Source organism: Lacibacter sp. (genome assembly GCF_057361365.1).
Window position 1 is genome coordinate 88104 of sequence record NZ_JBMQSG010000012.1, and the last position, 23651, is coordinate 111754.

General features: G+C 39.6%; 25 protein-coding genes. 2 read left to right on the plus strand and 23 right to left on the minus strand.

Going from position 1 to position 23651, the window contains the following annotated elements:
• Nucleotides 1–17: 17 nt before the first annotated feature.
• The 7 genes from ACO1QW_RS12695 to ACO1QW_RS12725 all read right to left on the minus strand — a co-directional run bounded on the left by ACO1QW_RS12695 (nt 18) and on the right by ACO1QW_RS12725 (nt 5899).
• Nucleotides 18–1208: a hypothetical protein gene (locus ACO1QW_RS12695; protein WP_486259065.1), complete on the minus strand. Its 1191-nt coding sequence runs from the start codon at nt 1206–1208 to the stop codon at nt 18–20.
• Nucleotides 1205–1807, minus strand: a complete 603-nt coding sequence (locus ACO1QW_RS12700) for a Pvc16 family protein (RefSeq protein WP_486259067.1) — start codon at nt 1805–1807, stop codon at nt 1205–1207. Before ACO1QW_RS12700 ends, ACO1QW_RS12695 begins: the two co-directional genes overlap by 4 nt.
• 458 nt (nt 1808–2265) lie before the next feature.
• Complete coding sequence (locus ACO1QW_RS12705) at nt 2266–2715, minus strand: PepSY-like domain-containing protein (protein ID WP_486259069.1); 450 nt, start codon at nt 2713–2715, stop codon at nt 2266–2268.
• Nucleotides 2716–2806: 91 nt separating this feature from the next.
• Nucleotides 2807–3472, minus strand: a complete 666-nt coding sequence (rsmI, locus tag ACO1QW_RS12710) for a 16S rRNA (cytidine(1402)-2'-O)-methyltransferase (RefSeq protein WP_486259070.1) — start codon at nt 3470–3472, stop codon at nt 2807–2809.
• A gap of 83 nt (nt 3473–3555) precedes the next feature.
• Nucleotides 3556–3801, minus strand: a complete 246-nt coding sequence (purS, locus tag ACO1QW_RS12715) for a phosphoribosylformylglycinamidine synthase subunit PurS (protein WP_486259072.1) — start codon at nt 3799–3801, stop codon at nt 3556–3558.
• Between the two features lie 15 nt (nt 3802–3816).
• Nucleotides 3817–4578: a CDP-alcohol phosphatidyltransferase family protein gene (locus ACO1QW_RS12720; protein WP_486259073.1), complete on the minus strand. Its 762-nt coding sequence runs from the start codon at nt 4576–4578 to the stop codon at nt 3817–3819.
• A gap of 31 nt (nt 4579–4609) precedes the next feature.
• On the minus strand, nt 4610–5899 hold the full coding sequence (locus ACO1QW_RS12725; protein ID WP_486259075.1) for an aminopeptidase P N-terminal domain-containing protein: 1290 nt from the start codon (nt 5897–5899) through the stop codon (nt 4610–4612).
• Between the two features lie 289 nt (nt 5900–6188).
• On the opposite strand from ACO1QW_RS12725, the gene pckA reads away from it, so the two are divergent.
• Nucleotides 6189–7793, plus strand: a complete 1605-nt coding sequence (gene pckA / locus ACO1QW_RS12730; RefSeq protein ID WP_486259077.1) for a phosphoenolpyruvate carboxykinase (ATP) — start codon at nt 6189–6191, stop codon at nt 7791–7793.
• A gap of 68 nt (nt 7794–7861) precedes the next feature.
• On the opposite strand, the gene ACO1QW_RS12735 is transcribed toward pckA, so the two are convergent.
• From ACO1QW_RS12735 to ACO1QW_RS12760, 6 genes are all read right to left on the minus strand, one after another.
• Complete coding sequence (locus ACO1QW_RS12735) at nt 7862–8263, minus strand: hypothetical protein (protein WP_486259079.1); 402 nt, start codon at nt 8261–8263, stop codon at nt 7862–7864.
• Nucleotides 8264–8281: 18 nt separating this feature from the next.
• Entirely contained in the window at nt 8282–8917 is a 636-nt protein-coding gene (locus tag ACO1QW_RS12740) for a deoxynucleoside kinase (protein WP_182801904.1), read from the minus strand.
• A 93-nt stretch (nt 8918–9010) separates the two neighbouring features.
• Nucleotides 9011–10006 carry a tryptophan--tRNA ligase gene (gene trpS, locus ACO1QW_RS12745; protein ID WP_486259081.1) on the minus strand — a complete coding sequence of 332 codons (996 nt, stop codon included), beginning with the start codon at nt 10004–10006 and terminating at the stop codon, nt 9011–9013.
• A gap of 224 nt (nt 10007–10230) precedes the next feature.
• The gene (locus ACO1QW_RS12750) at nt 10231–11565 is read right to left on the minus strand and encodes an OmpA family protein (RefSeq protein ID WP_486259083.1); all 1335 of its coding nucleotides are present in this window, start codon (nt 11563–11565) and stop codon (nt 10231–10233) included.
• A gap of 90 nt (nt 11566–11655) precedes the next feature.
• Entirely contained in the window at nt 11656–12072 is a 417-nt protein-coding gene (locus tag ACO1QW_RS12755) for a septal ring lytic transglycosylase RlpA family protein (protein ID WP_486259085.1), read from the minus strand.
• Between the two features lie 6 nt (nt 12073–12078).
• Nucleotides 12079–13779: a L,D-transpeptidase family protein gene (locus ACO1QW_RS12760; RefSeq protein WP_486259087.1), complete on the minus strand. Its 1701-nt coding sequence runs from the start codon at nt 13777–13779 to the stop codon at nt 12079–12081.
• Nucleotides 13780–13850: 71 nt separating this feature from the next.
• Between ACO1QW_RS12760 and ACO1QW_RS12765 the strand changes: the two genes are divergently transcribed.
• Nucleotides 13851–14570 carry a M15 family metallopeptidase gene (locus tag ACO1QW_RS12765; RefSeq protein ID WP_486259089.1) on the plus strand — a complete coding sequence of 240 codons (720 nt, stop codon included), beginning with the start codon at nt 13851–13853 and terminating at the stop codon, nt 14568–14570.
• On the opposite strand, the gene ACO1QW_RS12770 is transcribed toward ACO1QW_RS12765, so the two are convergent.
• The 10 genes from ACO1QW_RS12770 to ACO1QW_RS12815 all read right to left on the minus strand — a co-directional run bounded on the left by ACO1QW_RS12770 (nt 14563) and on the right by ACO1QW_RS12815 (nt 23402).
• Entirely contained in the window at nt 14563–14865 is a 303-nt protein-coding gene (locus tag ACO1QW_RS12770; protein WP_486259091.1) for a DUF952 domain-containing protein, read from the minus strand. The two genes, ACO1QW_RS12765 and ACO1QW_RS12770, sit on opposite strands and share 8 nt — an antisense overlap.
• Nucleotides 14866–14867: 2 nt before the next feature.
• Nucleotides 14868–15314, minus strand: a complete 447-nt coding sequence (locus ACO1QW_RS12775; RefSeq protein ID WP_486259092.1) for a VOC family protein — start codon at nt 15312–15314, stop codon at nt 14868–14870.
• A gap of 9 nt (nt 15315–15323) precedes the next feature.
• Nucleotides 15324–16319, minus strand: coding sequence for a chorismate synthase (locus ACO1QW_RS12780; protein ID WP_486259094.1), 996 nt, complete (start codon nt 16317–16319; stop codon nt 15324–15326).
• A gap of 15 nt (nt 16320–16334) precedes the next feature.
• On the minus strand, nt 16335–17606 hold the full coding sequence (gene aroA, locus ACO1QW_RS12785; protein WP_486259096.1) for a 3-phosphoshikimate 1-carboxyvinyltransferase: 1272 nt from the start codon (nt 17604–17606) through the stop codon (nt 16335–16337).
• 60 nt (nt 17607–17666) lie between these two features.
• Nucleotides 17667–18692, minus strand: coding sequence for a 3-dehydroquinate synthase (gene aroB, locus ACO1QW_RS12790; RefSeq protein ID WP_486259098.1), 1026 nt, complete (start codon nt 18690–18692; stop codon nt 17667–17669).
• Nucleotides 18693–18891: 199 nt separating this feature from the next.
• Nucleotides 18892–19980 (minus strand): chorismate mutase, encoded by a 1089-nt coding sequence (locus ACO1QW_RS12795; protein ID WP_486259099.1) that lies wholly within the window; start codon nt 19978–19980, stop codon nt 18892–18894.
• A 47-nt stretch (nt 19981–20027) separates the two neighbouring features.
• Entirely contained in the window at nt 20028–20495 is a 468-nt protein-coding gene (locus ACO1QW_RS12800; RefSeq protein WP_486259100.1) for a GNAT family N-acetyltransferase, read from the minus strand.
• Complete coding sequence (locus ACO1QW_RS12805; RefSeq protein WP_486259102.1) at nt 20492–21340, minus strand: prephenate dehydrogenase; 849 nt, start codon at nt 21338–21340, stop codon at nt 20492–20494. Before ACO1QW_RS12805 ends, ACO1QW_RS12800 begins: the two co-directional genes overlap by 4 nt.
• An 84-nt stretch (nt 21341–21424) precedes the next feature.
• A complete protein-coding gene (locus ACO1QW_RS12810; RefSeq protein ID WP_486259104.1) occupies nt 21425–22576 on the minus strand; it encodes a pyridoxal phosphate-dependent aminotransferase in 1152 nt (383 codons plus the stop codon).
• Between the two features lies 1 nt (nt 22577).
• On the minus strand, nt 22578–23402 hold the full coding sequence (locus tag ACO1QW_RS12815; protein ID WP_486259106.1) for a prephenate dehydratase: 825 nt from the start codon (nt 23400–23402) through the stop codon (nt 22578–22580).
• Nucleotides 23403–23651 lie beyond the last annotated feature (249 nt).

The window sequence follows — 23651 nt, forward strand, 5'->3', positions numbered from 1 at the left end:
AATGTTTATAATGATGATTAATGATTTAAATAAACTGATGAGCAATTATAGATATCAGTTCCCTGTTGCAATTGACTCAGCCATGTTGCTGATGCATTTGGTAAGGGACTGATGTTGCCATGTATTGCTGATGTGAACGATAAGGTTTTGACCGGTACTTCACTCAATGGGAACGGAGTTGTGCTGATGAACTCTAACTGATTGGCAGCATTTGAAAAGCTGAGCGCTGCGTCAGTATCCTGCACAGATGTTACATCATTTGTTTTAGCGATGTATTTGATAAGGACTGATCTGTTGCAAAAGCGAAGACTGAACATTCTGTCGACTGCTTTTCCATTATCAAGTAATGAGAAGGCAGTTGCAGTGCCGATCTTATTATGAAGTTCAATAACAGCAACAGGTGTTTCGATCATGCCGGGATCTTTTACTACTATAAAAGATGATTCGCCATTTACATCGATGCGATGCTTGCCTGCATCCAAACCTTGCAGACTAACATCAACCAGCGATCTTAGGGTTTCAAACTTTTGAATAACTGCAGCCTTTGTCTCTTTATTGAACAAACCGGTTTGAACATCAATTCCAAAATGTTTTATCACAAATTCTTTTGCAGGTACAGCAACTGTAAACGAGTATCTCGTACTGTAAACAGCTGCTGCATCCTGCTCTGCTACAAACTGCCTCTTTGTCCTCTTGCGCCAAAAAGAGGTATTGCTGATTAACGTACCGTTCGCTGTTGTCTTTAAACACTCATATGTATCTGTACCATCAGTCACTAAACGACCAGGCTTATAAATAGTGGCTGCAACATGTGCCGCTATTCGTTTTGATAAATACAACCTGTTGATGTTGCCCGAAGGAAGTACAGGCTCTGTAAATGCATTATTCGTAAAATTAGATAGCCAATTTGTTTCTGACTTTACCGGTTTAAAGTTTGATTGCGTAATATTTTCGAACAACCCGTTTTCCGGAATAACATAAAAGACAAGCTTCAAGTCATCGGGCCATGATTTTACAGGCTCTGAAGCATTATTCACTTTCGTTGCAATAATGAGTTGATGATCGAGCTGTTTCCATTTTATATCGTAGTTGCGGAATAACTTCTCAGTTGCTACTGATGGCTTAATAAGCAAATGTTTTGCTTTTGACTCACGGTAATAATCGTGCAGCATTTCAACACGGCAAACTAATTTGTAACTGCTGTTCATATTACAGTGGGAGTTTTATCTTTCGCTGTTGTTTCAATTTCAAGAATAATTCCGCCGCCATTTTGTACAAAGCGATCATCGATCATCACATTTCTTACTTTATATAATACTGATGGCAAATATTTTCCTCCAAGGCTTGCCCACAAATGATTCACCTGTTCGAAATTGAGTGTTACCAATTCACTGCTGATCTGTTGAACAGGTAAAATTGCATCAGTAAATAATGACGGACTATTTTGTGGCGTAAATAGATTCTTATGTTGAAAGAATTGCATCACATAAGAGAGATACAATAATGCATCGTCGGTATAATCACGGTTAATTGAAAACAATACATACAAATTCACAAGCACCGGCGGGTTTCTATATTCAACACCTGTACCAAAGGGTGAAGGAAAACTGTTTGAAGGATGTTTACTGATGCGATCTTCTTCAATATTCACCAATGACATAACAATCTTGGAAGTAACTGCAGTAAGTTCTTCGGCTTTGGCAATGTTGGCAGCAATTACAATTCCCGAAGGAGTTGCAGCGCCGTTTCTGAGCATAATAAATCTGTTCAGCTCTTCAGTTAAGAACCGGAATACTTGTTGTATCAAGATTATAACGTTTAACGGTTAAGGTCTTTGTTTACAACGGATGTGGGGTAATGCAGTTTAGTAAGGGAAGATTAACGGTAGGTTTTGCAATGGGTGATTTCTCTCACAGGTCATTCTGATGCTAATATTGAAAGTTTTTTAAGAATTGTCAATACCTCAAAGCGGTATTAATTTAATAATTGCAAACAGTGCTTGTAAAAAAACATTTCTGTTAAAGTGAAAGCACGCATAAAACTCAATACAGTATTCAGTTTCAAGAAAACATACAGCTGTTGTTTTTGAAGAATTATTTTATTTTAAACAAAGAAAAGAAATCAAAAAAACGTAAAATTTACATGTGATTTTTGCATTTGATCCGTAAAATTACCAGCACTTTTGATGATCAACGGACAACATTGCTGAAATAAAAAACCGTTTGTTTATATAACAAACGGTCAATTAAAACAGGAAAATGATTTCTATAAACTGAACAGCTCTTCATACAATCTTCCCTTTGCATCAAACACCAGTTTCTTTTTATTAATTGAAGATTTTTGTACGATAATATAATACTCGCCAGCTTCTACTCTTGGCTTGGTAACAGTTAGTACTTCTTTAACCGTCCATTCTTTATACTTGCTGTCTTTAAATCCCTGTTGCACCACTTCGGGCAAAGTTTCCAGTTTCACTTGCTCTTCTGTGCTTACCCAAAGTCCTTTAGGTGTGTAACTGGCTTTCAACCTTCGTTCATCCAATGTAAATCGTACGGTATGGTTATCTAAACCTCCACTCCATTTCAAATCCTTTGCTTCAGGATATTGTTTATCAAAACTTTGTTTCACAATATCGGGCACTGAAAATATTTGTTGTGCTCTTATTGAACTGCTGATTGAAAAGGCCAAAATAACTACTGAAAAAACGTGCTTCATAATCCTCGGTTTTATAGTGCAAACCTAAGCAGCTTTCGTGCCTTAAAATGTTAACAGCTCGTTGAATATCATTGAGAGAAATGAAGAGGAGTTATTCTTTGCCAGCTACCACAATCACTATTTCACCTTTGATGGCTTTGGCAGCAAAATGATCATGCACTTCTTTCAAAGTGCCTCGTTTGTTTTCTTCAAACTTTTTTGTGAGCTCCCGGCTTACACAACACAAACGTTGTTCACCAAAATACTGCATGAATTCTGTGAGCGTTTTTAATAAACGGAAAGGCGATTCATAAAAGATCATTGTACGTTCTTCTTCCGCCAACTGTTTGAGTGCGGTCATTCTTCCTTTTTTCAGCGGAAGAAACCCTTCAAATGTAAAACGTGTTGTGGGTAACCCGCTATTTACAAGTGCTGGCACAAATGCAGTAGCGCCGGGCAATGTTTCAACGGGAATAGCATTTTTTACACATTCACGAACAAGAAGAAAAGCAGGATCGCTGATACCGGGTGTACCGGCATCGGTGAGCAACGCCATTTTCTTTCCTTCTTTCAACTGATCAACCAGGTGTTGAACAATTTTATGTTCGTTGTGCTGGTGATACGGAGAAATGGGCTTTTGAATATTGTAGTGATTCAATAAAACGCTGCTGGTACGTGTATCCTCTGCTAATATGAGATCGGCTTCCTGCAATACATCCAAAGCACGAAGTGTAATATCCTTCAGATTACCAATGGGAGTGGGAACAAGAATGAGCATAATTTGAAAATTTGAAAATGAAAAAATTTGAAAATGAAAATCGAAACTGATTCAATTTTCAAATCTTCAAATTGTCAAATTATTTAATTAACTGAAATTTCGAACTGCTCCATTACCGGGTTGGCAAGGAGTTTTTTTGCAGCTTCTTCAGCAATTGCTTTTGCATCATCGGCAGTAGCGGCATCGATCTGCATGCTGATGTTTTTTCCAATGCGTACATCAGCCACACCTTGTAAACCTAAATTACTTAACCCACCCATTACCGCTTTACCTTGTGGGTCTAATAAATCTTTAAGTGGCATTACTTTCACCTGAACTGTGTACGTCATTGTCGTATAATTAAATTATGAGATTTGTTTGCGAAGCAGCAAAGATAAAGCAACATAGGTTAAATAAATAAGCGGAATGGCCGCCCATTGAAAAACAACCGCTAAAACAATGGTGATGGCTGCCAGTATGATCTTGGGCTGATTACCCTTGAAACTGTAATCTTTAAACTTGAGGCTCATAATAGGAATATCGCTCACCATCAGATAGCTGATAACGATAGTAATGCCGTATAACAACCAGCGGTTCAGGACAAATGACGAAAGATCCCAGCTATTATACCAAACGATCAATGGTAAGGCTGCAACCATAAATCCAGTAATGGGCGTTGGCACACCACGGAAAGAAATGCTTTGTCGTGTATCGATGTTGAACTTGGCCAGTCGCCATGCTGCCCCGCATGCAATCAGGATTGCAGGCAGCAATAACCAAATCGAGGTATCAAAAGCTGTTTCTTCTTTCAAATAGCTCATGCGCAGCAGTTGGTACATGATCATTGATGGAGCCACACCAAACGTAACGCAATCGCTTAACGAATCGAGTTGTTTTCCCATTTCGGATGATGCTTTCATTAAACGGGCAAGAAAACCATCAAGAAAATCAACTATGCCTGCAGCAAAAATAAAGAAGGAAGCATAAGCCATTTTTTCAGGAAGGTTGATGACTAGATTTTCTCCGCTGATCGTTGTTATTGATTCGCCAGGTTGCAGAATGAGAATAATGGCAATACAACCAAATACCAGGTTCAATAATGTAAAGAGATTAGGAATTTGTCTCATTTTCAAATTTTCAAATCATCAAATTTTAAAATTATTTCTTCATCAACGCTTCTATCTCTTCAACGGTAATAGGAATATTCTGCATCAGATCTTTATTACCATTTCGGGTGATCCAGAAATTGTTTTCAATACGTACACCCATTTGTTCTTCTTCAATATAAATACCAGGCTCAATAGTAAATACCATACCTGCTTTTACAGGTTCTGTTTTTGTACCAAGATCATGCACATCAATTCCAAGATGATGCGAAATGCCATGATACAAATATTTACGATAAGCCCTGTTCTCCGCATCTTCATTTTTTACATCGGACTTTTTCAATAACCCGATTTTCAGAAATTGTTGTGTTGCTTCTTCGCCAACCTTATTGGTGTAATCAACAATGGTAATTCCCGGCTTAAGAATGCTCTTGCAATAGTTATGAATATTCAGGCACGCATTGTAAACTGTTTTTTGTCTGCGTGTAAACTTACCATTTACAGGAACTGTACGTGTAAGATCAGCACAATAGCCGCCATACTCAGCGCCAAAATCCATCAAAATCAATTCTCCATCTTTACATTCCTGGTTGTTACTTACGTAGTGCAATGTTCTTGCTCTGTCGCCACTGGCAATGATGCTTCCATAAGCAGGACCAGTTGATCCCTGTGATAAAAATGAATGATAAATTTCTGCTTCAATTTCATTTTCCAACACACCCGGTTTAATAAAACCAAGTAATCGACGGAATGTTACATCTGTAATATCCATCGCTTTTTGCATCAACTCTACTTCCTCTGCTGTTTTAATCGCACGCAGGTCTCTCATGATCTTTGCAGCACGTTGAAAATTATGTAACGGGTATTTTGTTTTCATTTCATCGATAAAACGATAATCCCTGCTGCGAACGAGTGAAGCTTTGCGATCATTTTCATTACTGCTTAAATAAATATTATCTGCAAGATGAATCCATGTTTGCAGCAGCGCTTCAATACTATCTAACCAAACAATGGTTTGAATACCTGAAATTTCTCTTGCTTCATTTGCACGCAAGCGTTTACCATCCCATTTCTCTTTTAATTCGTTGGGGCGCACAAGCACCAATACCTCCCTGAACTTCGGATCAGGATTATCAGGATACAAAATCACCATGCTGTCTTCCTGCATTACACCGGTGAGCCAAAAGAGATCACTGTTCTGTTTGTAAGCATGCAGAGCATCACCGTTCATTGGCCACTCATCGTTGCTTACAAAAACAGCAATTGAATTTGGCCGCATGGCTTTGGTAAAGCGTTCACGGTTTTTAGTAAACAGTTGGGGTTTAATGGGCTGAAATTTCATGTGACAATAATTAGGTGCGCAAAATAAGCTATCGTAGGTGGCTTCCCAATTATGTCGTCAACAAATCCACAGAAAGTGAAAAACTAACGACTGTTTGATAAATATTTATAAATCATTCATCTGTCATTGCATATTATTTAAAAACATTCATCAGGAGTGTTCATATCTGAAAAAAATCAACAAAAAACAACCTTTATTTAGATATTGTTCAGCCGGCAACGATTGCGGAATTTTTCTGGCAACGGCCAACCCTGTATTTTTGGCTTGCCGTATAAAGGAGCTATTGATTATGTCTATACCAAGTGTATTTTTCCCAGAGCAAAAACTATTAAAGCTCGGTTTAAAGCTATCAAGTAATATCCACTATCAACTCCACCCGGAGGAGTTAGCTGAACAAACGGTTAACCGCAGACAAGGCCAGTTTAACGATACTGGTGCTCTTTGTATCAATACCGGTAAGTTCACGGGTCGCTCTCCAAAAGATAAGTTTATTGTGCTTGATGATATTACGAAAGACACTGTTCATTGGAACGATTTCAATCAGGCCATTGATGAAAAGTATTTTCACATTCTGTATAAGAAAATGATGGATTACCTGGGCGGAAGAGAAGAAATATGGGTGCGTGATTCTTATGCTTGTGCTGATAATAGCTACCGACTCAACATTCGTGTGGTGAATGAAAACCCTTGGAGCAATCTTTTTGCTTACAATCTTTTTTTGCGTCCTACCGATGAAGAGCTGGATAGCTTTGAACCGGATTGGCATATTATTCAAGCCCCGAATTTTTTAGCCAATCCCGAAACCGATGGTGTACGCAACTGCAATTTTTCTATTGTAAGCTTTACGCATAAAATGATCCTGATCGGTGGCAGCGGCTACACAGGAGAAATGAAAAAAGGAATTTTCACGGTACTCAATTATTTATTGCCACACCAAAAGAATGTATTAAGTATGCATTGCAGCGCCAATGTGGGCGAAAAAAATGATGTTGCTGTGTTCTTTGGTTTAAGTGGAACTGGAAAGACAACATTAAGTGCCGACCCTGCACGTAAATTAATTGGTGATGATGAGCATGGTTGGGACAATGATTCTGTTTTCAATTTTGAAGGTGGCTGTTATGCCAAGTGTATTGATCTTACTGCTGAAAAAGAACCAGAGATTTATAATGCTATTCGCCCCGGCGCTTTAGTTGAAAATATACAGTTCTTTGAGGGAACAAATAAAATTGATTTCAGCAGTAATGCAATTACGGAAAATACAAGAGTAAGTTATCCGTTGCATTATATCAGCAATGCATTGGAACCTGCAGTTGCTGGTTTACCAAAAAACATTTTCTTTTTAACCTGCGATGCAACTGGTGTTTTACCTCCTATTGCAAGACTTACACAAGGCCAGGCCATGTACCAGTTCATTAGTGGATATACTGCAAAAGTGGCCGGTACGGAAGCTGGTGTTACAGAACCTAAGTCAACTTTCAGTGCGTGTTTTGGTGCACCATTTCTTCCACTGCATCCGGCAAAATATGCAGAGATGCTTGGTCAAAAAATGAAAGACAATAATGTAAATGTTTGGCTGGTGAATACTGGGTGGACTGGTGGGAGTTATGGCGTAGGTAGCCGTATTAAACTTTCTTACACAAGAGCATTGATCAGTGCCGCATTAAATGGCGAATTGAATAATGTTGATTATGAAAATATGCCTGTGTTCAATCTGGCAATTCCAACTGCATGTAATGCAGTGCCATCAGAAATATTAAATCCCAGAAATACCTGGACAGATAAAGCAGCTTATGATGTAAAAGCAAAGTCTTTAGCTGAACAGTTTGTAACTAATTTTAAAAAGTATGCTTCCGGCAGTGGCGAAGAAATTCTAGCCGCAGCGCCGCAAGTGTAAGTGGTCGTAATCGATTGTTTGCTAAGAACAGGAAACCCCGCTATTCATGGCGGGGTTTATTATTTTATTTACGATAGTTTATTTTGCCATTCAAGCTGCTCTTGCTTTTTGTATTGATACAATTGTTTCAGATAAGTGGGTGTACCCGTCGCCCAAAAAATGGTGAGGATGATAACACTGTAAAGAAACAGAATGACCATCAGCAAAGAAAAAGACAAGGTGAGGATGAACAGAATATTGATCAACAAAAACAAAATGGTATTACATAAAAGAAGAGGTAGTGTAAACCGATTTTTTAGCATCAGGAAAGAAAAGCTGGTAATGCTAAACAGTATTGCAAGAATTACCGAAAGAGCCATCCAGTTGTCAGAACCATAAATAAACATTTGAAAAAGGGTCGCAAGAGAAATCAACACTCCAAACAACCCTGCATAAAAACAAAAGCTGTTTTTACTTTCCTGTTCAATCATATTTGTGTTTTAAGGGAATCAGAATAAACCGTATAACTGTGAATCGATCTTATTAATGATCTCACCAAAATGCTCTTCATTTTCAGCAAACTTATTAGCATCAACATCAATAACTAAAAGGCTGCCTTCTTTGTATTGATCGATCCATTTGTTGTAATATTCATTCAGTTTTTTGAGATAGTCTAAACGAATATTTTCTTCGTATTCTCTTCCTCTCTTTTGGATTTGTGCTACCAGAGTTGGTACAGATGCTTTGAGATAGATCAACAAATCTGGAGGCGAGACCATTGTTTTTAACGTAGAGAAAAAGGAAAAGTAATTTTCAAAATCACGCTTGCCCATCAATCCCATATCATGCAGGTTGGGAGCAAAGATGTGTGCGTCTTCAAAAATAGTACGATCCTGAATAACGGTTTCAGTTCCTCTTTGAATTTCTAATACCTGGTTCAGGCGATTGTTCAAAAAGTAAATCTGCAGGTTAAAACTCCAGCGTGGCATATCCTCGTAAAAATCGTTGAGGTAAGGGTTATGATCCACATCTTCAAACTGGGGTATCCATTTGTAATGCTTGGCAAGCATTTCAGTAAGGGTTGTTTTTCCAGCGCCGATATTACCGGCAATTGCCACATGTTTTGGTTTTTTACTTTTCGCCATAAACTATTTGAAATTCCAACTAAGGTTATCAAAATCCAAGAATGTTCAATGTAGATAATCTTTTTGGATTTTGGTTTTCGTATGCTGGGTTTTTTAGTAATAATTCAATCCTACTGCAGTCCTTACCAATTCAATGGTTTCCAGTGCGCTTTTCCTTGCTTTTTCAGCACCTTTCTGCATCACATCTTTCAGGTATGCATCATCGTTTTCAATTGCTTTCGCCTTTTCACGAATAGGTGCCACAAATTTGGCAACATCTTCTCCCAGTTGTTTTTTCATATCGCCGTAACGAATGACGCAACTGTTGAAATCGTTTTCAAATTTCTGAACAGTTTCAGGCGCACTCACCAACCGCATTAACTGGAAAATATTTTCAATATAATCGGGCTTTACTGAGTTGTGTTCCGTTGGGCCTGCATCAGTTTTTGCCTTCATTATTTTTTTACGAATCAAATCATCATCATCCGCCAGGTAGATAGTTGCATTTTGATTTTCACTTTTGCTCATTTTACCTGTGCCATCAAGGCTCGGCACTTTCACGAGTTCACCCCCAAAATTGAAAGCCATCGGTTCGGGAAATACCTCACCATAACGATGATTAAAACGGTTTGCAAAATTGCGGGCCATCTCTAAATGTTGCTCCTGGTCTTTACCAACGGGAACATATTTTGCACGAAACAGCAAAATGTCGGATGCCATCAACACAGGGTAAGTGAGTAGCCCTGCATTCACGTTATCGGGATGCGCTCTTACTTTGTCTTTAAACGTAGTTGTTTTTTCCAGCTCGCCTTTATACGCCAGCATGTTGAGGTAGAGATAAAGTTCGGCAGTTTCATGTATATGACTCTGGCAGTAAAACGCCACTTTATCTGGATCCAATCCACAAGCAATATTTTCTGCAAACACACGGCGAACGTTTACTTTCAGTTCTTTCGTGTCAGGATGTGTAGTGAGCGAATGCCAATCAGCCACCATAAAATAACATTCATATTCCTCCTGCATTTTCACATAGTTCTGCATGGCGCCAAAATAATTGCCCAGGTGTAAATAACCAGTTGGGCGAATACCACTCATTACAACTTCTTTCATGCGTTCATTTTAATTGTTCTATAGTCGCATAGTATATCCATAAAAAATAATCATCGCCGGTTGGGCAAAATTGCTCGATTATTTTTTATGAATATTTCTGTTTGATCATATCATTTAATCTTTCTTACACAAATAAGTGGGCGAAGATAAAACTTGTTTGCTGCCCTTTGCATAAAAAAAATCCCTCCAAAACAGGAGGGATTTCAGTATAAATATGATTGCTATTAATAACTTCTAAGCTTCAATTCAACCCGGCGGTTTTTTGCTTTACCAGCTGCTGTTTTGTTATCAGCAATTGGTTTATCAATTCCATAACCTGCAGAAGTTAAACGGGCTTTATCAATACCTTGAGCCACAAGGTAAGCCTTTACTGCTGCAGCACGGTTTTCTGATAATGTTTGATTCTTAGCAGCATCACCCGTGTTATCGGTATGCCCTTCAACATCCAGTTGAAGTGTTGGATTATCTTTCAGGATTTGCGCCACGTCGTTTAACGGAGCGTATGATTTTTTCTGCAACTGGTAGCTTCCTGTATTAAAGAAAATATTACGGGCCGCAAACTCAACTTTTGTCTTAATTTCTTCTTTTACTTCAGGACAACCTGCATTTGAAGCAACACCTGCAACGGCTGGACATTTATCCTCTTCATCATTCACACCGTCCTTATCTGTATCCGGAATTGGGCAGCCGTTATAACGTGCAACGCCAGCTTGCTGAGGACATTTATCTTCTTCATCATTGATGCCATCTTTATCGCTATCGGGAATGGGACAACCATTGTAACGGGCCAATCCTGCAACATCAGCACATTTATCGTCTTTATCAGCAACGCCGTCACGATCTTTGTCGGGACAACCACGTAATGCAGCAACACCAGCTTCATCAGGACAAACATCATCCACATCTAAAACGCCATCGCCATCTTTATCTTTTGGAGGCTCTGGTGCTGGTGGAGGTGGCGGAGCTGGAGCAACTCTTTCTTTAAGCGGAACGCTTACGCCAAAAGAATGCACCAGGCCATAGTTAGCTCGTGCAGTTACCGGAACACGAACACCCGTATTAACGTGAACAAATACCTGGTCAAATAAATTCACCTGTAAACCTGCACCTATCGGCATTTGTGCCATCCAGTTTCCTCTCTCTACTGAAGCACCTACGCCAGCCTGTAAATAAGGTACTACCCAATAATTATCAGGAAGAAGTTTAACGTTGAGGTTGGCGTCAATTTCACCATAAAATTTATCACTTGTCGCAACATTTAACGTGTTACGGGAAGGATAGGTAAGAAATGCTCCCCCCAACCTTACCATCACATCAATATTGTTTGTAACACCCTGCATGTAATGCACTGTAAGTCCGGGTTGTAAACGGTCCGTTTTTCCTAAAGTTTTCTCCCTGAGCACAGCTGAAAGGCCTTTACTTTTTATATCAACACCTGACTGAAAATCGAACATCGAAAACTGAAACCCTATCGATGGCAGTTTTTTTAGATCCTTGTTTTGAGCGCCGGCAGTTAAAAAACCACAAAAGGCGATCAATAAAACGAGCGATTGTTTCATAATATGAATTGTTTTGGAATGAGCAAAAATAACGGTAGGTAGCAAAACGATGAAAATAATTACCCACATTCTTAAGGATTTAATACGTATCTATTTTGCCGGGGGATTTTTACCGAGCACTTCAAGTTTTACACGGGTTAATCCACTGCTGATAAAGCCCAGTTTGGTAGCTGCGATCCTGGTTAGGTCGATAATGCGTTTATTCTTATGATGGAGGCGGTCGTTGATTTTTACAACAACGGAGCGTTTATTACGCAGGTTAGTAACTTTTACAAAGGTTCCTAATGGAAGAGTATTGTGAGCCGCTGTGAGTTTTTGATTATTGAAAATTTCACCATTCGCTGTTTTACGCCCATTGAATTTATTGGAGTAAAAACTAGCCATGCCGTATTGAATCTTTGGCTTGCCTGGAGTTTTTTTGGCGGACTTTGTCGTGTCTTGCTGAGCCTCAGCAACAAAAACGAACATTGAAGAGATCAATGCAAAAAGAAGGCAGAATTTCTTCATCAATCGTTATTTGGTTGAGAAATAAGCTTCACGTGCCACTTTATCTTCGTTGTAAATATCTTCAAAGAAAATAAGTTTCCCCTCTTTCCCGGCTGCGGTAAAGTAACGGAAATAAACGGGGAGTTTGGTTTTTACCTTAATGATATGTTTTTCTTTTCTTTCCAGCCAAGCTTTTATCGAATCACTTTCAACACGTGACGGATCAAATTCATAGTTGGCACTGTCTAGTGCCGAAATATAATAGGTAAGTTTCTCCCACTCCTGCACACGCACACAACCATGACTTAATGCACGCTTCGCATTTTTAAACAGGTAGCGTTGATTTGTATCGTGCAAGTAAACAGAATACTTATTGGGAAAATTAAATTTAAGAATACCCAAAGCGTTATCATCTCCACTACCCTGCACCACTTTATACGGAATACCTTTCTTATACTTTGTCCAATCAACAGTGTATGGGTCAACTACTTCACCTTCCCATGTAAGAAGTGAATAGCCTTTTTTGGCAAGATAACCGGGATCACGACGCATTGCCGGCACAATCTCTTTCATAATAATGCTGTTAGGAATTGTCCATTGAGGATAGGTAACCATATCGCTGATGCGACTTGTGAGCAACGGAGTTCTTGTGTTGGGTTTGCCTACCACTACTTTACTCTCAAGACGAAGTGTATCATTATCCCACAACTCAAGTTTGTATGAAGGAAGATTTACCCATATATAACGTTCGGGCATTTTTGCCGGAAGTATTTTATACCTGTCGAGATTAATAGCAATACGTCTAAATTTTTCTCCATCAGTGTTATTGAGAAGTCGGACTACCTGTACACCAAACTTACCATCAACTGTTAATTCTCTTTTCTTTTGCAGTTTAATAAGCGCATCTTTTAATTGTGTTGTATCAACCTGTTCCAATTGCCAGCTGAGCATCCCCTCTTCCTGCAAACGTCTTGCCAATGATTTTACAAAAGCCAGTGAATCTTTATAAGGGTAAGAAACATAAGTAAACTTTTTATCAAAGTCTGCGCTATCAATAAATTGCTTGATTGATTCTTTCAACTGGACATATCCTTCATGCGTTGGTTCTAAGGAATGAAATATTTGTGAAATACTTTTTCCATTTATAACAGCATTAAGATTTGCCTGGTAAAATTTATCTGTTAGTACCGTATCAGGATTCAGAAAAGTACTGTCAGTTTTTAATCTGCCAATGTGCAGATGCGCAACCATGTTAAAAAAAGCATCAGTCAACATTACATCGGCTTTCGACCACAAGGCAGCATCTCTCCTATCGGCAATAGCTGCTGTATCTGCAGCAAATCTTGTAGCAATACTTTTTAAAGTTGAATAATGATAATCGTTGGGGAATAAACCATAAAGCCTGGCCTGTTGAATAAATGCCATCAGTGAATCAGCCAAAGGCAAAAAATGTTCATCACTGCTCCATACAGCTTTGTGATCTGCTTGTTTATAATAAGCGTCTACTACTTGCAAACGTGAAATAGTAGTACTGTCGTCAGCTTTACCATCGTCGGCAATGCGTGAAAGTAATTCGCTGATGTTTGTCTTCACCCGATCGTTCATTTTTTCAGGCTCAACAACAATATCTTTTACTTCCTCAGTTTCATCGTTACCACAGGCACTAAATAAAAACAAGGAAAAAAATAAAAAGAATAAAGAAGAAATACCGGCGGGCTGCTTTCTCATGTATTGTTTACATTTATTGCACCATTACCAAAGAATCAACAGTAATGAATGCTTTTCAGATAGTCAAAATAGTGAAACGGTTGCACATAGCAATAACCGCCATCCTGTTTTTTTCCCTGTTGGTTTTACCATCCTGTGCACAGCAGCTGAAAACCAGCAACTATGGCGTACGCTACATCGCTGTAGAAAAAAGTTACCGGCAAACATTAACAATTGACAGTAACAAGAAAATGAAAAACCTTCAACAACTTATTCCGGCAGTTGTTCTTGATCTTCGTTACGCATCTGCAAATAATTTCGTCAACCAACCAGTTTATCCAGAAGGCACAACTATTACATTTTTACGATCACCCGCTGCAAATGCATTGTTGCATGTACAGGAGGAACTTCAAACAAAAGGTTTAGGATTGAAAATTTTTGATGCATACCGTCCTTATTCCGTTACTGTAAAATTCTGGGAGTTGATCAAAGACGAACGTTATGTTGCAAACCCAACAAAAGGAAGTGGTCATAACCGTGGGCTTGCTGTTGATCTAACGATCATTGATGTAAATACAGGTTTTGAGTTAGATATGGGAACAGGCTTTGATAATTTTACCGAAACAGCACATCATTCATTCACAAAACTGAACGCAACTGTTTTACAAAACCGAAAATTGCTGAAAGATGTGATGCTGAAACATGGTTTCAACTTACTGGAAACGGAATGGTGGCATTACTACTGGCCCAACGACAGAAATTATGAAGTACTGGATCTTGATTTTAAGCAACTGAAAAAACTTTCTAAGTAAGTTCAACTACATCCACCACCGCATCTACATTAATGGTTCCATATACATGAGGAAATGTATCTGCTGTCGACGGGCTCCATTCAAATACAAAACGACTGGTCAACTTATAGGTATCAATTACCAGTTTTACCAATTCTGTTTTCCCTGAAAAATAACGTTCAAGCACACCCGCCACCTGGTTTTCCTGTGAGCAATGAATAAATCCTTCGGCTTTTAAAGATGGAGATTCGTAAGCACCAACTTGTTTTGCTGCATTCCATTCCGCAGCAGTAGTAACATGATAAATAATGGGCATCGTTAACGTTTTACTTCGTTCAGTTCAATTAAATAACCATCAGGATCGGCAACATAAATCTGTACAGCACCATCAAAGCGAACTTGTTTATGAAAACTCATTTTGTGCAGCGTTAAATATTTTTCAGCAGCAGCAATAGAGGTAACAAACAATGCAAAGTGACTTCCGTTGCGATCGTTCTTTACTTCAAAATCTCGACCCGCCAGTAAATGAATCTGCTGATCGGTTCCCAACTTAAACCATGAACGGATGGCTTTGAGCGAATCAGGCACAGCAACGGGCTCCAACCCCATTACTTCTTTATAAAATTTTGTACTGGCTGCAATATCTTTTACATGCAGGGCTACATGATTATGTTTCACCACTTCAATTTTTGCATCTGTTGTTTGTGCAAAAGAAATTGTTGTGATGAATAAGGCAAAGATGACAATCGTTAATCGTTGAAGCATGATATGAAGTTAAGAGACTATTCGTTTGATCCGTTGTTCCTGCAACATCAGATCGGCCAATACAATCGCTGTTGCAGCTTCAACAATTACCGGTGCACGCAAGGCAACACAAAGATCATGTCGACCTTTGATCGAGAAATTTTCTGTTTGCTCTGTATCCCAGTTCAAGCTGTTTTGTTCTTTCGGCGTTGATGAAGTTGGTTTGATAGCTAAACGAAACACCAGTTCATTTCCATTGCTGATGCCACCCACTACACCACCTGCATGATTGGTGCGTGTTTTACCACTCATGTCATCAATGGCATCGTTGTGTTCACTGCCAAACATTTTTGCAGCAGCAAAGCCGGTTCCGAATTCAATACCACGAACGGCAGGTATCGCAAACATCATTTGCGCCAATACCGATTCAACTGAATCGAAATAAGGTTCACCCAAACCAACAGGTAATCCTGTTACTCTGCATTCAACCAAACCACCAACAGAATCTTTTGCATCAATCGCATTTTGCAATCCTTTTTCTAAATCTTTTTCACCACCTATTTCGGTTACCTCAGCATAAATAGAAACGCCGGGCAGTAATTTCTTTGCAATTGCTCCTGCAGCAACTAATCCCGTTGTAAGCCTCGCACTGAAATGGCCGCCACCTCGGTAATCTTCATGACCGCCAAATTTTTGATGCGCTACCCAATCAGCATGACCCGGACGTGGAATGCTGCGTTGCTTTGCATAATCTTCGCTGCGTGTATTATTATTTTCAAAGAAAATAGCAATGGGAAAACCAGTTGTTTTGTCGTTGAACGTTCCGCTTTTGAAAAACGGATAATCTGCTTCCTGTCGTGGTGTAGTACCTTTTTGTTTACCACCTTTTCTGCGCTCCAGATCGGGCAACAGATCATCGGCTGTTAACGGCAAGCCGGCAGGACAACCATCTACCACAATACCTACACTTTCGCCATGCGATTCGCCAAAAATGGAAATACGAAATAATTTACCGAATGAGTTCAATGTTGAATGGTTTAATTATAAAGATACGCTTGCACCTAATAACTTCAAGTGCTCATAAAAATCAGGATAGGATTTGTTTATCGCTTCTGCTTCTTCAATTGTTACATCACCTCCTGCTTTTAGTGCTGCAACAGCACAAGCCATGGCAATACGATGATCGTGTTGTGAATGAACAGTAGCGCCTTTTAAACCGCCACCACCATGTACGATCATGAGATCATCCTGCAATTCTATTGTTACACCCAGCTTCGCAAATTCTTCCTGCAAGGTTAATGCACGGTTACTTTCTTTATGTGTTAAACGTGTTGTTCCTTCAATTACCGATTTACCATTGCAATAAGATGCTAATGCAACTAACGGCGGAAACAGATCGGGACATTCAGTTGCATTAAAATGGAAAGGCTTTAGCGAAGCCGGACCAATTTCAATTTGTTCAGGTTGAATTGAAATGATGCAACCGCAGTCCATCAACGCCTGCAACACAGCTTTATCGGCTTGTGTTGAAAACACATCCAATCCTTTTACAACGATGTTTCCTGCAACAGCACCTGCAACAAGTAAGAAAGCCGCACCACTCCAATCGCCTTCTACAGTGTAGTGGTGAGTGGTGAGTGGTGAATTGTGAGTGGACGGAGCAAAATAAAAGGATTCGTAATTTTTATTCTCCGGCACTTTTAATCCAAACTGTTTCATTACATCAAGCGTAAGATCGATGTAAGGCTTACTTTTGAGATTTGTTACAGTGATCGAAACATCATTTGCATTGCTTGCTGCATACGCCAACAACAATCCGGTTAAGAATTGTGAGCTGAGCGATCCATCAATCGTAATATTTTTCGGAACGATCGGTCCCTGGATATTCAATGGCAATTTGCCTTCATTACTTTTCGCCTGTACATCCAGTTGCGGCAAGATCTCATCAAAGAAATCCATTGGGCGTGTAACCAAACTGCCGCTGCCGTTTACCGTTAGTGCATGATTGCTCAATGCAACCAATGGTGTAAACATGCGGATGCTCAAACCGCTCTCGCCGCAATTGATTTCGCTGCTTACCGGTTGCACACCGCTGCTCTCAATAATGAGTTCGCTACCGTTGTTTGTAACAACAGCACCGAGGCGTTGGGTAATATCCATCGCTGCTTTATCATCATTACTATGACCGGGATTTTTGATGACACTTTTTCCCGTTGCCACCAATGCAGCAGCACAAGCACGCTGCATGGAACTTTTTGATGCGTTTGATTGAATGGTTCCGGTAATGGTTGATGGATGAATTGTAACCTTCATGATTCAAGTGCGATGCGGTGAGTCACCCGTCTTTCTTAAAGGGTGACTCACCGGCTTTACTTATAAATTTTCAATTAATTCTTTCAGCTGCACCAACGGAATGTTCATCACTTTGGCTTCGCCTATTTTATTAAGCACAACATATTGCATTACATCCTGTGCTTTCTTTTTGTCTTTCTTCAAGGTCTCAAAAGCTTCTTCCTTATCAAATTCAAACGAAGAAGTGAGTCCGTATTGTTCAATAAGTTTAGTGAGGCGTTGCGTTTCAGCAGAAGAAAAATTATTTGTCAGCTCTGAAATTCTTGCAGCGGCCACCATTCCAATTGTTACTGCATGCCCATGCATCAATTGATATTTATTCTCGATTGCATGCCCCAATGTATGACCAAGATTCAACAATTTACGATCAGCTTTTTCAAACTCATCTTCCTGCACCACTTTTGTTTTAATTAAACAGTTGCGTTCAATTAACTGCTGCAGCGCTTCTTTGTCATCTTGATAATAGGTTATGGAGTGTTGTTCCAGTTCAGCAAACATGGCTGCATCTTTAATAGCTGCATGCTTGATCACTTCTGCAAAACCATTCTCCCATTCTTTAAGAGGTAACGATTCAAGCAATGAAACATCGTATAATAAAAACGAAGGCTGACGGATTGTACCTACCATGTTCTTGTAAAAGCCTACATCAATTCCATTCTTACCACCAATGCTTGCATCAACTATGGCAAGGATAGTGGTAGGAATAAATCCGCAGGCAATACCACGCATATACACGGCTGCGATGTAACCAACCATATCAGTCACCACACCCCCACCAACACCAACCAGTGTCGATTTACGGTCAGCACCCAATTCAATCAACTGGCGGATCACATCATCAACTGTTGCTTGTATTTTATGTGCTTCACCAGCTTTCATTACAATGGTTTTCCAACCATCGAATTTTGTGCTGTGAGCTGCAAATACATTTTCATCAGTGATGAGTACAGTGTTGTTGCTGTCTGCAATTGCAGACAGTTGCGCCATGCTTCCGTTGAAATAATAATCAACTGATTCGGTAGAAAATTGATAGGTCTGTTTCTGCATATCCTGCCTCTCCCTCGTTCCCTCTCCGGTAGAGAGGGAGCCGGGCTTTTATATTTTATTTTGGCTGAAGTAATTCAGCATTTCATCGTAATCAATCAGCTGAACAAAAAGTAACAGCTGATGTGGAGGATGTAAAGCAGATGAATGCTTCACTGTTCCGCTCCTTCTCTTTTGGAGAAGGAGCGGAGGATGAGGCTTCTTACGAATCCAACACCTTCTTCTGATGGTTAATGCTTTCCATATGCACCGCATCAAAATACTTGGTGATGAAATCTTTGCTCAAACCTTTACGCTCACCTTCTTTAAATGCACGCTCCAGAATTTCGTTCCAGCGGTTTGTTTGTAAGATGGTGATGTTGTTATCTTTTTTATACTTGCCGATGTTCTCAGCAATTTTCATACGCTGACCAAGGATCTGCATCAACTCATCATCAAGCTGGTTAATTTGCTGACGCAATTTTTCCAATGCCTGGTGAAATTCTTCTGATGCAACATCTTCTTTACGCCAAATAATGTTGCCAATCATTTCGCCCAAACGTTCAGGAGTAACCTGTTGTTTCGCATCGCTCCATGCATTATCAGGATCAATATGACTTTCGATCATCACACCATCAAAATCAAGATCGATGGCCTTTTGTGCTGTCTCTTGTAAAATATCTCTGCGACCGCAAATATGTGAAGGATCATTGATCATGATCTGATCAGGATTACGACGTTTCATTTCAATTGCCAAATGCCACATAGGTGCATTGCGGTATTCTGTATTACCGTAAGAAGAAAATCCACGGTGTATTAAACCAATTTGTTTTACACCTGCACGTGCAACACGTTCAACCGCACCACTCCACAATTCAAGATCAGGGTTGATCGGGTTCTTGATCAACACGGGAATATCAACACCACGTAACGCATCAGCTACTTCTTGCACGCTGAAAGGATTTACAGTTGTACGTGCACCAATCCACAACACATCCACTTCGAAGTTCAATGCATCTTCCACTTGTTTACCGGTTGCAACTTCAACAGTTGTTGGTAAGCCTGTTAATGCTTTTGCTTTTTGCAACCATGGTAAACCTTTTGCACCAATCCCTTCAAACATGCCGGGTTTGGTACGTGGTTTCCAGATACCTGCACGCAACATATTTATTTTTCCTGTTGCTGCCAGGCGCTGTGCGGTTGATACTAATTGATCTTCTGTTTCGGCACTGCATGGTCCGCCAATGATGAGCGGCTTTTTGCTCCATGCTTCCTGCACTTTTTCTTTCATGTTTGCTTCGATTGTTTGCATTGTTATTGGTTGTAAAGTTAAGTTTTATGTTACGAACACTTGTTCTGCTATTTGGCTGCTGTTGTGTCACTCACTTCAGCGTTCTTTTTCCATTCTTCTTTTTTCATTTCAAATTTTATCTCCCCTTTTCCATACACTCCTGTTTCGATCCATCCCTGCTTGCGATAAAATGTTTCAGCTCTTGTACCCGGGCTTGTACTCAACCATACTGTTTCATTTGTTTGACTGAAGTACCAATTCATCATGAGGTCATGTAATTGCTTCCCGATTCCTTTTGCTTCACTGTTGGGATCAACAAACAAGGCCCATATATTATGATCTACTAAATCAGCAATGGAAAAACCAACCACTACATCATCTATTACACAAACCCAACCTTTGCCCCGTCTTGTGATATAATCTTCCACATCACCATCGGACACCAATGCAGGATTGCTCAGCATGTTTTCTTTTACAGCGTTGCGTACAACCTGTATCTGTGGTATATCCTGTATCGTTGCTTCACGAAAAATCATTTGATGATGCGTCTTATTTTGTTTGCGTGTTCAATTAAATTCTGCAAATCTGTTCCTTTATCATCTCTGATGCTGTCTCTGAATTTTGTTAACTGTTGAATATGTTCATTCAATACATCCAGTACGTTTACTTTGTTCTGCAAAAAGATAGGCACCCACATAGCAGGATTACTTTTTGCCAAACGTACCGTGCTTTCAAAACCCGCACTCGCCATTTCGAAAATGGCATTGTCTTCTTTCTCTTTTTCCAATACCGTATTGGCCAAAGCAAATGATGTGATGTGTGAAATGTGACTGACATACGCTGCGTGCAGATCATGTGCTTTCGCTTCCATACTCAATAAATGCATCCCTATTTTTTTGTACATGTATTTTGTCCACTCCAGTGCATCCTGATCACTATCGTTTTCATTACAAATGATCACCGCTTTATTTTCATACGCACCACGTACTGCTGCTGCCGGACCACTGTACTCAGTACCCCACATGGGATGCGTTGCAACATAACGCCCACGTTTTGGGTGATTCGCTACTGCTTCTGTCAGTTGTGATTTGGTAGAACCCAAATCAACAACGATCTGCTGATCTACCTTGTCAAGAATAGAAGGCAACAATCCCACCATGAGATCAACAGGGAATGCAAGTATCACTACATCACTTTGTGCAATAGCTTCATCCAATGGCAATATCTCATCTACCAGTTCAAGTTCCAGTGCTTTTGTTTCATGTTCTTTATTGGCATCGGTACCGATCAATCGTGCTGAGATCTTTTTCTCATGCAGTTGAATGGCGAGTGAACCACCAATTAAACCCACACCAATGATCGCAATTCGTTTCCGTTCCATAGTTTTTTCTTTTTAAACTAAGAGGTTAAAGAGTGGAAGAAGTAAAAGAATATCTTTTTTAACTCTTTTCCCTCTTTCAAACTCTTAGCCCTTTATTCTTTCAATCGCTTCTTCAAATCTTGTAACAGGCGCACATAAACTCACCCGTATATAACCATCACCGGCATTACCGAAAATGCCGCCCGGTGTAATAAATACATTGCTGTTGTACAACACTTCATCACTCACTTCGTAACCAGTTTTATATTTTGCAGGAATCTTTGCCCATACAAACATGCCCACTTGCTCAGTTGAATAAGTACATTTTAGCAGATCGAGCAATTCAAATACTTTTTCTCTGCGTTCACGGTAAATAGCATTCACGCCATCGTACCAATCTTTATCTAAACTCAATGCTTTGGCTGCAGCTAACTGCAAAGGCAAAAACATACCACTGTCCATATTACTTTTAAACCGCAGCACTTCATCAATGCGTTCTTTTGCTCCACTTAACATACCCACTCTCCAACCAGCCATATTACTCGATTTGCTTAATGAGTTTAGCTCAAGCACACAATCTTTTGCACCATCAATACTCAACAAACTCATCGGGTTATCATTCAAAATAAAACTGTAGGGATTATCATGAATGATGAGAATGCCTGTCTTCTTTCCAAATGCAACCAATGCTTCAAACAACGTTTTATCAGCTGCTTGTCCCGTTGGCATCTGCGGATAGTTTACAAACATCAACTTCACTTTCGAAAGATCACTTGCTTCCAATGCTGCAAAATCAGGTGCATAATTATTTGCTTCAGTCAGATCATAATCTATACAAACGCCACCCGCCAATTTCACTGCACTTCGGTATGTGGGGTAACCGGGGTTGGGTACCAACACTTCATCGCCTTCATTTAAATACGTCATGCAGATATGCATGATGCCTTCTTTACTTCCAATCAATGGAAGTACTTCTGTATCCGGATTCAATTCAACATTATACCATTTCTTATACCAATCACTCATCGCCTTACGCAACACAATTGAACCTTTGTACGATTGGTAACCATGTACATTCGGCTTCACACTTTCTTCCTGCAATACTTTAATTACATCAGGATGAGGTGGCAGATCAGGACTGCCAATACCAAGGTTGATGATCTGTTTGCCTTGCTTGTTCAACTCCTCAATCTCTCTCAGCTTTTGAGAGAAATAATATTCACCAATGCCATCCAATCGTTTTGCTGTTTGTATCATATTAAACTGTCTTTCCGTTTTTGTAAACACCATAAATTTTCAATTCAACTGTTGAAGGTTTGATCGCTTCGATCACTTTATGAAATTGATCAATGGTATCAAACTCCATATCTGCATGAAAGCTGTATTTAAAATCTGTTCCGGGAATCGGGAAGCTTTGCAGCTTACTTAAATTAATACCCCCATCAGCAATTTGTCCCAGCACTCTTGCCAAACTTCCCTTCGAATGATCGGTTACAAAATTCACCGATGCTTTATTTGCCTGTTCAATGGAACCATTCTGCTCACGCTGTAAAATGAGGAACCTTGTATAATTGTTCTTCATGGTTTGGATACCGGGAGCAATTACATTCAATCCATATAATTCAGCTGCAAGCTTACTGGCAATGGCTGCAATATGTTTGCTCTTATGCTGATGAATATGTTTTGCACTCAGGGCTGTGTCTTCTGTTTCAACCAACTTCCATTTGTATTTATCTAAATAGTCATAACACTGCTGCAGGGCCATGGTGTGCGAATGCACTTCTTTGATGTCTTCCAGTTTCACGCCTTGGTTTACGATCAGGTTTTGCTTGATGTGCAGGTACACTTCACCCACAATAACAAGATTGCTCTTCTGCAATAAATTATAGTTAGGTAATATGCTGCCCGCAATTGAATTTTCAATGGCCATTACTGCACCATCACTTTCTTTTTTATTGGCACCGATCTTCACTACTTCTCTGAACGTTGCACAAGGAATCACTTCCACATCCTTTCCAAAAAATTGCCTTGCTGCTTCCTGGTGAAAACTGCCTTCGTAACCTTGTATTGTAACTTTCGCCATAGTCTTAAATGACGAATCCCGGCTTTTGAGCCGGGATTCTTTATGTTGTTTGTTCTGTTATCAGTACTGTTGCAACAAAAGGAAACCCGGCTTCGGTCTAAAATAGAAGAAGCTAAAATAAAAGAAACGGTATCCTTTGTTTATTGTCATCGAATTCAAATGTAGATAGGCTTTTCAATAAAACAAGCGTTAGCCGTAAAAAAAATCTGTGCAACCGTTATCAATTCCTGCACTAACAAACGATGTATC

Excerpts from the sequence above, each read along its gene's own strand:
- aroA (WP_486259096.1), bottom strand. The coding sequence starts at position 17,606 with ATGAAGGTTACAATTCATCCATCAACCATTACCGGAACCATTCAATCA.
- ACO1QW_RS12775 (WP_486259092.1), bottom strand. The coding sequence starts at position 15,314 with ATGCTTCAACGATTAACGATTGTCATCTTTGCCTTATTCATCACAACA.
- aroB (WP_486259098.1), bottom strand. The coding sequence starts at position 18,692 with ATGCAGAAACAGACCTATCAATTTTCTACCGAATCAGTTGATTATTAT.
- ACO1QW_RS12770 (WP_486259091.1), bottom strand. The coding sequence starts at position 14,865 with ATGCCCATTATTTATCATGTTACTACTGCTGCGGAATGGAATGCAGCA.
- ACO1QW_RS12755 (WP_486259085.1), bottom strand. The coding sequence starts at position 12,072 with ATGAAGAAATTCTGCCTTCTTTTTGCATTGATCTCTTCAATGTTCGTT.
- purS (WP_486259072.1), bottom strand. The coding sequence starts at position 3,801 with ATGACGTACACAGTTCAGGTGAAAGTAATGCCACTTAAAGATTTATTA.
- ACO1QW_RS12800 (WP_486259100.1), bottom strand. The coding sequence starts at position 20,495 with ATGATTTTTCGTGAAGCAACGATACAGGATATACCACAGATACAGGTT.
- ACO1QW_RS12735 (WP_486259079.1), bottom strand. The coding sequence starts at position 8,263 with ATGATTGAACAGGAAAGTAAAAACAGCTTTTGTTTTTATGCAGGGTTG.
- ACO1QW_RS12695 (WP_486259065.1), bottom strand. The coding sequence starts at position 1,208 with ATGAACAGCAGTTACAAATTAGTTTGCCGTGTTGAAATGCTGCACGAT.
- ACO1QW_RS12810 (WP_486259104.1), bottom strand. The coding sequence starts at position 22,576 with ATGATACAAACAGCAAAACGATTGGATGGCATTGGTGAATATTATTTC.
- ACO1QW_RS12720 (WP_486259073.1), bottom strand. The coding sequence starts at position 4,578 with ATGAGACAAATTCCTAATCTCTTTACATTATTGAACCTGGTATTTGGT.
- ACO1QW_RS12760 (WP_486259087.1), bottom strand. The coding sequence starts at position 13,779 with ATGAGAAAGCAGCCCGCCGGTATTTCTTCTTTATTCTTTTTATTTTTT.
- ACO1QW_RS12705 (WP_486259069.1), bottom strand. The coding sequence starts at position 2,715 with ATGAAGCACGTTTTTTCAGTAGTTATTTTGGCCTTTTCAATCAGCAGT.
- ACO1QW_RS12795 (WP_486259099.1), bottom strand. The coding sequence starts at position 19,980 with ATGCAAACAATCGAAGCAAACATGAAAGAAAAAGTGCAGGAAGCATGG.
- ACO1QW_RS12805 (WP_486259102.1), bottom strand. The coding sequence starts at position 21,340 with ATGGAACGGAAACGAATTGCGATCATTGGTGTGGGTTTAATTGGTGGT.
- ACO1QW_RS12815 (WP_486259106.1), bottom strand. The coding sequence starts at position 23,402 with ATGGCGAAAGTTACAATACAAGGTTACGAAGGCAGTTTTCACCAGGAA.
- ACO1QW_RS12750 (WP_486259083.1), bottom strand. The coding sequence starts at position 11,565 with ATGAAACAATCGCTCGTTTTATTGATCGCCTTTTGTGGTTTTTTAACT.
- ACO1QW_RS12740 (WP_182801904.1), bottom strand. The coding sequence starts at position 8,917 with ATGGCGAAAAGTAAAAAACCAAAACATGTGGCAATTGCCGGTAATATC.
- pckA (WP_486259077.1), top strand. The coding sequence starts at position 6,189 with ATGTCTATACCAAGTGTATTTTTCCCAGAGCAAAAACTATTAAAGCTC.
- rsmI (WP_486259070.1), bottom strand. The coding sequence starts at position 3,472 with ATGCTCATTCTTGTTCCCACTCCCATTGGTAATCTGAAGGATATTACA.
- ACO1QW_RS12725 (WP_486259075.1), bottom strand. The coding sequence starts at position 5,899 with ATGAAATTTCAGCCCATTAAACCCCAACTGTTTACTAAAAACCGTGAA.
- trpS (WP_486259081.1), bottom strand. The coding sequence starts at position 10,006 with ATGAAAGAAGTTGTAATGAGTGGTATTCGCCCAACTGGTTATTTACAC.